This is a genomic window from Kaistella jeonii (assembly GCF_000812865.1).
Classification (GTDB): domain Bacteria; phylum Bacteroidota; class Bacteroidia; order Flavobacteriales; family Weeksellaceae; genus Kaistella; species Kaistella jeonii.
The window spans coordinates 42850-55620 of the sequence record NZ_JSYL01000016.1; the positions used below are offsets into that span (position 1 = coordinate 42850).

General features: G+C 35.5%; 8 protein-coding genes. 5 read left to right on the forward strand and 3 right to left on the reverse strand.

Going from position 1 to position 12771, the window contains the following annotated elements:
* Positions 1–95: 95 nt before the first annotated feature.
* Together OA86_RS14330 and radA are read right to left on the reverse strand one after the other, a co-directional pair.
* Complete coding sequence (locus OA86_RS14330) at positions 96–1628, reverse strand: zinc-dependent metalloprotease (protein ID WP_039354706.1); 1533 nt, start codon at positions 1626–1628, stop codon at positions 96–98.
* Positions 1629–1723: 95 nt separating this feature from the next.
* Positions 1724–3070, reverse strand: coding sequence for a DNA repair protein RadA (gene radA / locus OA86_RS14335; RefSeq protein ID WP_039354709.1), 1347 nt, complete (start codon positions 3068–3070; stop codon positions 1724–1726).
* A gap of 689 nt (positions 3071–3759) precedes the next feature.
* Here radA and pyrG point away from each other — a divergent pair.
* From pyrG to OA86_RS14360, 5 genes are all read left to right on the forward strand, one after another.
* Entirely contained in the window at positions 3760–5367 is a 1608-nt protein-coding gene (gene pyrG / locus OA86_RS14345; protein ID WP_039354715.1) for a CTP synthase, read from the forward strand.
* 163 nt (positions 5368–5530) lie between these two features.
* Entirely contained in the window at positions 5531–7339 is a 1809-nt protein-coding gene (gene yidC / locus OA86_RS14350; protein WP_039354717.1) for a membrane protein insertase YidC, read from the forward strand.
* Between the two features lie 492 nt (positions 7340–7831).
* On the forward strand, positions 7832–8569 hold the full coding sequence (locus OA86_RS16125) for a TonB-dependent receptor plug domain-containing protein (protein WP_156127382.1): 738 nt from the start codon (positions 7832–7834) through the stop codon (positions 8567–8569).
* Positions 8529–10829 carry a SusC/RagA family TonB-linked outer membrane protein gene (locus tag OA86_RS14355; protein WP_169743959.1) on the forward strand — a complete coding sequence of 767 codons (2301 nt, stop codon included), beginning with the start codon at positions 8529–8531 and terminating at the stop codon, positions 10827–10829. Before OA86_RS16125 ends, OA86_RS14355 begins: the two co-directional genes overlap by 41 nt.
* 11 nt (positions 10830–10840) lie before the next feature.
* The gene (locus tag OA86_RS14360; RefSeq protein WP_052257544.1) at positions 10841–12463 is read left to right on the forward strand and encodes a SusD/RagB family nutrient-binding outer membrane lipoprotein; all 1623 of its coding nucleotides are present in this window, start codon (positions 10841–10843) and stop codon (positions 12461–12463) included.
* A 130-nt stretch (positions 12464–12593) separates the two neighbouring features.
* Here OA86_RS14360 and OA86_RS15605 read toward each other — a convergent pair whose 3' ends face one another.
* A complete protein-coding gene (locus tag OA86_RS15605) occupies positions 12594–12761 on the reverse strand; it encodes a transposase (protein WP_260242001.1) in 168 nt (55 codons plus the stop codon).
* Positions 12762–12771: the final 10 nt, after the last annotated feature.

The window sequence follows — 12771 nt, forward strand, 5'->3', positions numbered from 1 at the left end:
TATACGAAAAATATATACTTTAAGTATATTGTTGTGTGGAATAGAAAATCCTTCAAAATAAATTTTTTGAAGGATTTAAGATTATTTTATAATTTCTACTTAACAATAAATTTTTTCGTTCCAATCAACTTATTTTCTTTGTTATAAATACTTAACAAATATTCTCCGGAAGTCAATCCTTTTATGTTAATTTTCTTATTAGCACTTTTCAAAATCATTTGACCCACAAGATTAGTAATTATGAAATTATAATTCCGATTGTCTTTTACCTGAACATTAAGTTCATCTTTTGCCGGATTTGGATAAATTGCAAAATCTATAATATTTGCATTGTCACCAGTCGCAAGAGTTTTTGTAGGCATAAACTCAGAAACCACACAGGCAAAACGTGCAAAACCAAAAGCTTCATTCGAAGGCTTCGGCTGACCAATTTCAATTCCAGTTGGTTCTGTATTATAATTTATCCCCGGATTTGACCATCTATTAATTCTTGTACACCCAAATCCTGCATCTGCGCATTCATTATTGTAGGCCATAATTGTTCTCCATCTTTGTGCTGGTGTACTAGCTGCTCCTAAAGTGATTGCAGTTTTATTAGTATAACCGTGGTGATGTTCGCAAGGATTTATACTACTATTTACATACCAATCATGTTGTAAACCCATATTATGACCAAATTCATGAGCTAAAGTAAAATTGGAAACGACACAGTTATAAAGCCCTACACAAAATCCACTATTTGGGGTATAATTGGTGTTATTATTATTTAGATATCCAAGTCCACAGGTGTTTGTTGGCGTACTTGTAACCAACGCGCAAAGATCGGCACCGTAAGTTGATCTGAGATTCGCAACGGTATCCATAAATCCATCTCCTTCTGTACGAAATCTTGTAAGATCAGTATTGATATTTCCTGATTCCACATAAGCAATTTCATCACAATACACCAAGTTGATGGTCACATTTGAAACTCCAGAAGCTGCTAAAGAAACATTAAAATTGGTAATCGCAGTTGCAACAAAAGATTTACTTTGAGCCAATCCACCCCATGCAGTTTTTGCCTGCGCGGTGAAAACTACCATTACATCAATCGTACTTGCAGGACAAACCGGCGTAGATGCTAAACAAATATTAGCATTCACTTTCTGGTTAATTGCGGCTTCATCTAAGATGGAATTTTCTGTAGAATCTTTGCTAATAAGATTTGATTCATTCACGATAGACACTGCAAAAATATTTTCATCCGTCTGGTGAAATATTGCTTTTTCACCGGAAGTGGAAGTATACATTCCGGTTACGATATTGTCTACCTTAGATAAAACAAAATCTGAATCTTTTTCATTTTGAACAGAATAAACAAAAGATTCACTTTTATTGGAATATAAAAAAGTCTTTAAATAATGTGCTTTGATCACTTTGCCATTCGGAAGTGTAATTTCAAAATCTGATCTCAAGTTAAAAGAAGGTTGTTGGTAATACTTCGTAGAATTATAAGTATCAGAAAGACCTTTGCCTATTTTTTGATTGGTGGCAAGGTTTTTTTCATTGATTGAATTCTGGAACAGTTTATTCTGGGCAAAGATGACTGTTGCGCAAAACAGCATTAAGAAGGTAAATTTGATTTTCATCTTGGTTTTAGTTTTTTAGGTTAATTACAAAGATAAAAAACACCTCAAATAATTCTCGGGTTAAAACACGGGAAATTCAATTCTTCTTCAATGATTTAAAAAAGACACTCATGAAAATCTTCAATTTTACTCACTTCTAAGATGACAATTCCATATTTTTTCTTTGGAATTTTATTTAAGTTTGACACAAATATTTTTTCGTACCCTAATTTTTCCGCTTCAGAAATCCTTTGTTCAATCTGCGGGATCGGACGAATTTCTCCGCTCAAACCGATTTCTCCCGCGAAACAGAAATGTTCAGAGATCGCAATATCTTCATTCGAAGAAAGTATCGACGCGACAACTGCCAAATCCAACGCAGGATCACCGGTTTTAATTCCGCCTGTAATATTGAGGAAAACATCTTTTGCGCCTAACTGAAATCCAGCCCTTTTTTCTAAAACTGCCAGAAGCATATTTAATCTTTTGGAATCAAATCCAGTACAACTTCTTTGCGGCGTTCCATAAACTGCCGAACTGACCAAAGCCTGAATTTCAATCAACATCGGGCGATTTCCTTCTAAAGTTACCGCCACAGAATTCCCCGAAAGTTCCTCGAACTTCTTCGTAATCAAAATTTCTGAGGGATTTTTTATTTCCTTCAAACCTTGAGAAACCATTTCATAAATCCCGATTTCTGCGGTTGAGCCAAAACGGTTTTTACTCGCCCGCAACAATCTGAACAAATGATTTCGGTCGCCGTCAAAATTTAGAACAACATCTACCATGTGTTCCAAAACTTTCGGACCGGCGATTTGTCCGTCTTTCGTGATATGACCAACTAAAAAAACCGGTGTATTCGTTTCTTTCGCATATTTAATGATCTCATTCGAACATTCCCGAATTTGAGAAACCGTTCCGGGCGAACTTTCGATCGTTTGACTTTGCAGTGTTTGAATAGAATCTACAATTACAAAATCAGGTTGTAATTTTTTAGCTTCGTGCAGAATTTTTTCGACGGAAGTTTCTGTAAAAAGAAAACAGTTCGGATTTTGAAGTTCCGTCAAACGATCAGCGCGCATTTTGATCTGCGACGCACTTTCCTCCCCAGAAACATAAAGAATTTTCTTCTTCATTTTCAAAGCCAGCTGCAGCAACAAAGTCGATTTCCCAATTCCGGGTTCACCACCAATTAAAGTCACGGAACCTAAAACAATTCCACCACCTAAAACACGGTTCAGTTCTTCGGACGGACTTATAATTCGAGGTTCTTCAAAGGTTTCAACCTCGATAATATTGATGATATGTTGTTTCGATTTATCGGTGTAAGATTTTGCGGGCGATTTTTCTACGATCTCCTCTACCAAAGTATTCCATTCCCCACAATTTTTGCATTGTCCCAACCACTGCGGATAATTCGTTCCACAATTTTGACAGACGTATGCTGTTTTTACTTTTGCCATGTTGCGAATTTCCTGATTTTTTTTGGATAACGAAAAGTTTTATGAAGAGGAGCAAGAAGATTTTCGCTTCTCAGAAGATTGTACCCGCTTTCCGTTATATCTTTTTTGTTATTGCGAACAAAACGCTGCAATCCATCGAAATAATTCGCAATCGCAATAACAAAAAAGGATACCACTGTAATCGAGGGCTAGAATGAAGGAGTTTATTTCTTTCGTAAAGTATTGACTTCTATTTCAAATCCGATTTTCGTAAAATCTTGTCAGGGTTTGAAACCCTGACAAGGTTAATTTAACAAAACTTTTTAGTTTTTGCAGCATACTATTTTTATTCACATCAATAGAAACGGGCTTTAGCCCGTTTAAAAAAGTTGAAAAATCCAATTGGCTTTAGCCAAAACTTAAGACAGATTTTAAAACTCTTCGACTGGCTCAGAGTGACACGAGTTAGCTTTCTACCGAAAAAATGTTTTGTCAGATTGCTGTTCTCGCTGGATATTTCTATCTCTTTATATTTTTAATTCTTTAGTTTTTGGCAAAAATCTCTAGCCCCGATCGCAACGGCATCCTTTTATGAAGCTTTAGCGGAATAAAAGATATAGTGGAGAGCGGGAAACAGCTCCTAAAAATATTAGTTCGCCTTTATTTGCGCCGTCTTTCAAAATCCATTAACTTTGCACAAACCTAAACTAATGAGTAAAAAGAACACGAAATACATCTTCGTAACCGGTGGTGTAACTTCTTCTTTAGGCAAAGGAATCGTCTCAGCTTCGCTTGGCTTACTGCTAAAATCGAGAGGATTTAATGTCACCATCCAAAAACTTGACCCTTACATTAATATTGATCCGGGAACGCTAAATCCTTACGAACACGGCGAATGCTATGTGACTGATGATGGCGCAGAAACCGATTTGGATCTTGGGCACTACGAAAGATTTCTGGATTCTAAAACTTCACAAAATAATAATGTAACAACCGGTAAAATTTACCAAACCGTTATTGATAAAGAAAGAAAAGGTGATTTCTTAGGAAAAACCGTACAGGTTATTCCACATATTACGAATGAAATTAAGCGCCGCATAAAAATGCTGGCAAAACAAAACTACGATATCATCATCACCGAAATTGGTGGAACGGTTGGAGATATTGAATCCCTTCCTTATATAGAGAGCGTGCGACAACTGAAATGGGAATTGGGTGAACATAATTCGATGGTGATTCACCTGACATTGTTGCCTTATCTGGCTTCGAGCGGGGAATTAAAAACAAAACCTTCGCAGCATTCTGTTCGTCAGTTAATGGAATCTGGGATTCAAGCTGATGTTTTGGTTTGTAGAACAGAACATATTATTCCTAAAGAGCAGCGTAATAAATTGGCGCAGTTTTGTAATGTAGCTTTGGAAAACGTAATTGAATGTAAAGATCTGGAAACGATCTATGAAGTTCCACTCTACCTTCAAAAACAGGATTTCGATGATGTGGTTTTAAAAACATTAAATCTAAAATCTGACAAACAAGCCGATCTAAAAGACTGGAAAAGCTTCCTTAAAAAATATAAAAATCCGAAAAGATCTGTGGAGATCGCTTTGGTGGGAAAATATGTTTCCTTGCAGGATTCTTATAAATCGATCGCTGAATCCTTTATTCATGCAGGTGCAGATTTAGAAACTGAGGTTAAAATTCGTTGGGTTTACAGTGGTGAATTAGATGAAAATAACATTGAAGAAACTTTAGCTGGAGTCGACGGGATACTAATTGCTCCTGGATTTGGAGATCGGGGAATCGAAGGAAAAATTGAAGCTGCAAAATATGCCCGGGAAAATAACATTCCACTTTTGGGAATTTGTTTAGGTATGCAAGTGATGACGATTGAATTTGCGAGAAATGTCTTGGGTTACAAAAAAGCCAACTCCATGGAATTCGATACTTCGACACCGGAACCTGTAATTTCTTTAATGGAAGACCAGAAAAACGTTGTTGAAAAAGGGGGGACAATGCGTTTAGGAGCCTGGAAATGTACTTTGAAATCAGGTTCAAAGCTGAATGAAATTTACGGCACCAAAAATATTTCAGAAAGACACCGTCACCGATACGAATTCAATTCGGAGTTCAGAGATGAATTCGAGAAGAATGGTTTGGTTCCGACTGGTTTTAATCCCGAAACTGATCTGGTAGAAACCCTGGAATTAAAAAACCATCCTTTCTACATTGGTGTTCAGTATCACCCAGAATACAAAAGCACCGTTGCATCGCCACATCCTTTATTTAAGGCATTTATAAAGGCTTGTACCAAAAAATAAAAGAAAGAGATAAAAGACAAATTGTTTTTTATCTCTTTTGTTTTAAATGACCTTCCAAAAAATTCTTCATTGCCAAAAATTTCAGTATTTTTGCCACCTAAAATTAAAAGGCAGAGAAATGCATTATTTCAAACCTTTCAATTTAAATTTCAAATAAATTAAAATGCAGCAAAATAACGGTTTAGATAAAAATCAACTCATCAGTTTCGCCCTTTTTTCGATGATTCTGATAGGCGCAATGTTTTATTTTCAGAACAAACAAGGCAAGGATCAACAGTTGAAAGATGCTCAAAACAAAACAGCTGTTACGCAAAAAGCTCCGGTGAATAATGCAAAACCTGCGATTGTTACCAATTTAAATGACAGCGTGAAAACAGCATCTATTCAGCAAATTGAGTTGAAAAACAAGGAATTGACTTTAGCTATCTCTACTTTAGGAGGTCAAATTTCTACCGTTCAGCTGAATGAATACAAAGCTTACAACAAAAAAACAGATGTTAATGACAAGCCTCTTTTGATTTTTGATAAAAATAATTCAAGCTATGGTTTTCAGTTCAAAGACAAAACCGGAAAAGTTTTTAACACGAAAGATTTAGTTTTCAGTCCTGTACAAAACGGAAATGCTGTCACCATGCAGACTACCGTAAATGGTGCTACAATTCAATTTATTTATACTTTACTCAATAAATATATCGTTGATTTCAATGTAAAAACGCAAGGTTTAAACCAATTGGTTTCAGATCAGAAAGCAGATTTCATCTGGAATTATAATGTTCGCGGCATGGAAAAAGGCCGTTCACAAGAACAAACACATACCGAATTCAATTATACTTTTGATGATTACAAAAGTTTTGATTACGATGGTAGAACCACGATGGAAGAACCAAAAGAAAATCTAAACTGGTTGGCTGTGAAACAACAGTTCTTCTCCGCAGTGATTGAACCTCAAAAAGGTTTTAAAAACTCGAAAGGTTCACAAGATATGATTGAAGAGGGTGAATTCTTGAAAAAATTTAATTTTAATGGGCAGGTTGATCTGGTAAATAATGAATTAAATGAAGATTTCAAATGGTATTTTATGCCTTTGGATTTGCCGTTATTAAAATCTTATGATAAAAACTTCGATGAATTGCTTCCTTTAGGTTGGTCATTTATTGGAACTTTGAACAGATGGTTTTTTATCCCGATGTATAATTTGATTACCAGTTGGGGATTAGCTGCAGGTTGGGTAATTTTCTTAATGACGATCATCGTAAAAATTATTTTATCACCGGTAATGTTCAAGCAGCATAAACTGAGCGCGATGATGAAAGTTATTCGCCCTGAAATTGATGCGGTCAACGAAAAAAACAAAGGTGCAGATGCCATGAAAAAACAGCAGGAAACAATGGCTGTTTATCGAAAGGCCGGCGTAAATCAAATGGCAGGTTGTTTGCCGGGATTAATTCAGGTGCCGATTTTCTACGCTTTGTTCCGCTTCTTCCCAAATATGATCGATCTGCGGGGGAAAAGTTTTTGGTTTGCGAAAGACTTGACCGCTTATGATGACGTGATTAAGTTGCCTTTTCATATTCCATTTTTGCAGGATCACTTGAGTATTTTTGCGATTGCATGTACCGTGGTTATATTAATCTATACGATTATGACTGCAGGAAATATGCAGCAACCAACACAGGAAGGAATGCCGAATATGAAAGTGTTGATGTACATTTTCCCGGTCACATTCTTATTTTTCTTGAATACTTCAGCTTCGGGACTTTCCTGGTACTATTTCGTATCGAATGCGATCAATATCCTGATCATCTTAGTCATCAAATACTGGATTCTGGATGAGAAGAAAATACACGCTCAGATTCAGCAGAATAAAACTAAAGGACCAAAACCAGAAGGTAAATTCCAAAAAAGAATGCGTGAAATGATGGAGAAAGCTCAGGAACAGCAAAAAGTTCAAAACACTGGTAAAAAGAAATAAGTTACACCTTATATATAGTACCAAAAAACGGAAGAAAATTTTCTTCCGTTTTTTTTGAAAAATTTCGAAAAAAAAATAATCATGAATTGCAAAAGTGTTTGCAAAAATCATTGATTATGAATAATAAAATTATAGCTCTTAAAATTAAGACATCATCATTTTTCTTAGGCCTGCTCTTTTTCAAGATTTTTCTTTTTCTAACCAACTATATATCAGTATTATTTTTTATTGTTAAATTTTTTGAACGATTAACGAAATTTCTGTTAATAATTTTTGGTTCAAATAGAACCTATTAATATTAAATATTCTGTTGTAATTGCTCAAAAATATATTTAAAAGCTGATTTTCAGGATATTTAAAACATGTCCAAATATTCAACTCTTTCCTAATTGAAATGCGACAATAAAATATTTTTAAGGATTATTTAACAAAATGTTTGGTCATATTAAGAAAGTTTTGCACTTTTGTGGCATTGAAAAAATTTAATTTGATATGAAGAAAATAACAACAACAGTTTTAGCTGTAGTTTTGACCTCCTCATTTGCTTTGGTAAATGCGCAAAAAGTTAAAGATACTATTAAAACACAAAACATCGGTGAGGTTATAATTACTGGTGCTTTAGGAATTAAGAAAAAAGCTGATGCGATTACAAACGCTCAACAAATTGTAGGAACTAAAGAGTTGAACCAAGGTTCTGCGCCAGGAGTTACACAAGCACTCCAAGGGAAAGTATCTGGATTACAAATTTCAAATACTAATAGTGCTGTAGATCCATCTTATAAAATTATCTTGAGAGGATCAAAATCTATTACAGGTAATAATCAAGCTTTGGTCGTTATTGACAACGTTATTTCCGATGCAGCGATATTAAATGCTCTTCCACCTGAGGTTATTGAAAACGTAAACGTTATCAAAGGTCTTCAAGGAGCAGCTTTATATGGTTCACAAGGGGTGAACGGTGTAATATTAGTAACTACTAAAAGAGGAACGAAATCTGAAAAAATTCAGTTTAATTTGACTTCTTCTGTCGAAGTTACTCAAGGATTCAAATTCCCTAATATCCAAAAAAGATACGGAAAAGGGGTTCAGGATAATTCATATAGCAATGATGATTTCGGAGGGACTAATTATGTGCCATGGGAAAATACATCTTGGGGACCTGCGTACACTGGTGCACTTGGCGGACAATATGGCTGGATTACCACAACCAGGAGGAGGATTTATTTATGAAAAATATGCTCCTGTTGACGACCACTTTTCTAAATTTTTTACAAATGGGGTAAGTTATCAAAACGGATTGAGCGTGAATGTCGGTGGGGCTGACTCTTACGCGTTCATGTCAATAAATAGATTAGAAAATAACTTTGTAGTAGAAGGAGATCAGTTAAAACAAAACAACTTTTTATTCAAAGCTGGTAAAAAGTTTGGTAAATTAAGAGTTGATGGTCAATTCAACTTCCTTGGTAGAGTTGTAGATAAAACAGATTCTGGTTTGTACGATGATTTATTGCAAATGCCAAGTACTAATGATATCAGAAAGTACAGAAATTCAGGTATCTCAGGATATTTGACTGCTTACTCAACAAATCCGTACTGGACGATAGAACACGCTCGATTTAATTCTACAAAAGAATATTTGAGTGGTTTATTATCTTTAGAGTATGAATTTAACAAAAACATAAGCCTTTCTTACACAGGTAATCTTAGCTTAAACAAAGTAGAGCAGAATAATCATAATGACGGTTCAACAGGAATTATCAAATATTCTAATACTGGAGTACCTTTCCTTGACGCTAATACTCTTAATGCATTCGGTTCACCAGACGTTACTGCTTATTTTTATAACAGAACGTACAATGACAGAAAATACTATGGGGATTTAATGTTAAATTTAAATTATGACTTAACGTCTGATATTAATTTAAAATTAAATTTAGGTAATAATATACAAGACAGCCAATCTACTGCAAGAACCTTTGGAGGAAGCGGATTATATGTTCCAGGATGGTACAATTATAACAACGTTTCAAATCCTGCTCTGTATGCAGATACTTCAGTGAAAGAAGATGGTGGCTACATGGATAACTACACTGTTAATAACAGAGTAATTGCAGGTTATGCAAATTTAGATTTAGCATACAAAGATTATTTGTTTGTAAATGGTACGTTCCGTTACGAAAAAAGTTCTGTCCTTACTTATAATCAAGCAGACGGAACTCCAACCAACAAAGCATACCCTTACTATTCTGCAGGTCTTTCTTTTGTCCCTACAAAAGCATTTAATTTAGGAGGTAATGTTTTAAATTACTTAAAAATTGCACCTAGTTACACGAGAGTTGGTAATACCAGTGGTATTGCTACTTATGCTCTTAATGCAACAGGAACGATCCCAACAGGATACCCAGCAAACATTCCTTCTTATATTTTAAATACTGCGTTTACAAATCCAGATATCAGACCTGAATATGTAAATACTGCAGATTTAAATGTAATTGCTGGATTCTTTAAAGATAGACTTACGATCGACGCATCAATTTACCAGTCTACAACGGAAGATTTGATCAGTAACATCGTACCTTCAAGTGCATCTGGACTAACAGCTTACCGAGATAATATCGGAAAATCACAAATGAAAGGTTATGAGGTTAATGTTGGATTGGTTCCAATTAAAACTCAAGATTTTACCTGGAATTTAAATGGATTCTACTCTTCGTCCAAAACAAAGTTAGTTGAATTAAATTCAGGCGCAGACCGAGTAGCTCTTCTTACTTACACTACTCCATCAATAGGTATTGCCGGTGTTGTAGGAGAAGATTTTTACTCCATCGTTGGTACTTCTTATAGAAGAGATCCAAACGGTAACGTTATCGTAAACGCTAGTGGTGTACCTTTGCAAAACTCTGGAACTTCTATATTAGGAAGTGTAAACCCAGATTATACCATTGGTATCAACACCGCTTTCAAATACAAAGGATTAACACTTTCTGCAGTAGCAGAATACAGAAAAGGAGGTAAATTTGTTTCTTTCACCAAAAGGTTACTTGCGTTTACCGGAGGTTTAGAAGAAACTGCTGATCAAGACAGATCTGGTGGATATATCGTTCCTAATTCAGTACAGTTTATCAATGGAAATTATGTAGCAAATACAACTCCAGCTTACTCTCCAGATTATGGTGGAGTTACGACATTCTGGACTGGTTCTGCATTTAGAAATGTTGGAGAGAATTTAGTGGTAGATGCAACTTTCTTTAAAGTTAGAGAAATTGCTTTATCTTATGATTTACCAAAATCTGTTCTAAGCTCTACTTTCCTTAATAATATTTCAGTGAGTCTTTATGCTAGAAATCCTATTGCGATTTATGCGAAAAGCAATAGAAACTTTGGAGATCCTGAATCATCTACTTCTTCAGGAAATGGCGGTGGTATTGCTGATACAAACCAATATCCTACAACCAGAACATTTGGTTTCAAAATAAATGCAAACTTTTAATATATAAAATAATGAAAAACAAAATATTTATACTGGCACTGGCAAGTTTATTAGGAACTGTGTCGTGCAACGATTACTTAGATGTTAATCAAAATCCCGACCGAATTGCGGTTACTGATCTAACTCCTGAATTCATTTTCCCGGGTGCTGTAACGAATACCTACTATGTGCAGGCAAGAAGACTTGCTCAGTTCTCAGGTTTAGAAATGAACAGTATCGCAGGTAATTCTTATTCTTATGGAACTCCTTTCGTAGATGAATACTCTCCGAACATTACTACTGCATTTTATGCAGACGTATGGGATCAAACCTACAGAAACATGTCAAATTTCCAGTTAATCATTAATTTCAATGATGCTAACGGAAAATATGCGGCGACAAAAGCAATTTCTAAGGTGATGAAAGCTTATTACATGCAAAACATTACAGATCTTTGGGGCGATGCTCCTTACTCTGAAGCATTTAATAGTGCGATCTTGACGCCTAAATATGACAAAGGAGAAGATATCTATAAAGCTTCTATCGCAGATCTAGAAAATGCGGTTCAAACCTTGACCACCACTTCAAACACTTTGGCAAACTACGATGTAGTTTTTAATGGTGATAAAGCGAAGTGGATTGCATTTGCGAATACTCTTAAATTAAGATATTTAATGAGAATGTCTAACGTAACAGGTGAACTTGCAACATACAGAGACCAAAAATTGGCAACTTTAGCAACTGCAACATTTATTGCAAGTGATGTAAACGTAAATCCAGGTTACAGTTCAAGTGCTGATACAAAGCAAAATCCGTTTTTCAACTATAACGTTTATACAAGTTCTGGTTCAAGACCTCAGAATTACACATTGGTTATTCCTTCAGAACACATCGCGATCGCTTTGAATGGTAATAATGTGAGTGACACAAGAGATGTATATCAGAAATTTAACGGTATTGTTGATGGACGAAGAGGTAGAATGTTTACCTTGGTAACTCCACTTACAAGTTCCCCGGCATCTGCACCGAAAGCAGTTGAAGGCGTTAGACAAGGAGCTACGCCAGGTCAACCAGGAGCAGCTTCAGGTAGAAATACTTCAAGATTAGGTGAAGGTCTTACCATTGGATCACAAACTATCACAGCAACTGATGCAGCTGGTATCAAAGCTGAAACAATTCAGAAAGGATCAGCTAAACCAGGTGTTTTGATGACTAAAGCAGAGGCAGAATTTTTGTTAGCAGAAGCTGCTGTTAGATATCCTGGAGCATTTAGTAATGCGCAAGGTCACTTTGACACTGCTGTAACTGCTTCATACGCTTACTTAGGTGCAACTGGTGCAGCAACTTACTTGACCCAAATCGCTGCAGTAGGAAAATTGGGTATCACTGTGGGAACTACATCAAATAAGATTGAAGCAATTATGACTCAAAAATGGATTGCTTTAACTGGAATTAATCCAGAACAGTCTTACTTTGATTATACAAGAACTGGATTCCCTGTTACTCCACTTCCAACTATTGCGATCAAAACAGTAAAACCAAATAGATTAGTATATCCAAACTCGGAGTACCAGTCTAACGTAATCAATGTTCCGAAAATGACAGGTGAAGACGTATTTACTAAAAATCAATTTACTCCTTTCTGGGCTAGATAAAAAATTAGTAATATAATTATTAGGAAGCCGTCTCAAAATAAATTTGAGACGGTTTTTTATTTACTTTTTCAAGACGTTAAATTTTGGATTATAATATATTTTTTCACAATAGTCTAAAAAAGTGCTCCTTTTAAGCAGTTTTCTTCCTTAGATTGTGTGCTAAAGCGTGTAATCCGAACTCTAGTTCTGCTTTTTCTATTCCGATGTGCGTAAAACGCTTGAAGTTCCGGTTGGATTTGATATGTGCGAAGACAGGTTCTACATCTGCGGTTCGTTGTCTGCGTTTTAGTTTACCGATTTCACTTAAG

Excerpts from the sequence above, each read along its gene's own strand:
- OA86_RS14330 (WP_039354706.1), bottom strand. The coding sequence starts at position 1,628 with ATGAAAATCAAATTTACCTTCTTAATGCTGTTTTGCGCAACAGTCATC.
- radA (WP_039354709.1), bottom strand. The coding sequence starts at position 3,070 with ATGGCAAAAGTAAAAACAGCATACGTCTGTCAAAATTGTGGAACGAAT.
- pyrG (WP_039354715.1), top strand. The coding sequence starts at position 3,760 with ATGAGTAAAAAGAACACGAAATACATCTTCGTAACCGGTGGTGTAACT.
- yidC (WP_039354717.1), top strand. The coding sequence starts at position 5,531 with ATGCAGCAAAATAACGGTTTAGATAAAAATCAACTCATCAGTTTCGCC.
- OA86_RS16125 (WP_156127382.1), top strand. The coding sequence starts at position 7,832 with ATGAAGAAAATAACAACAACAGTTTTAGCTGTAGTTTTGACCTCCTCA.
- OA86_RS14355 (WP_169743959.1), top strand. The coding sequence starts at position 8,529 with ATGGCTGGATTACCACAACCAGGAGGAGGATTTATTTATGAAAAATAT.
- OA86_RS14360 (WP_052257544.1), top strand. The coding sequence starts at position 10,841 with ATGAAAAACAAAATATTTATACTGGCACTGGCAAGTTTATTAGGAACT.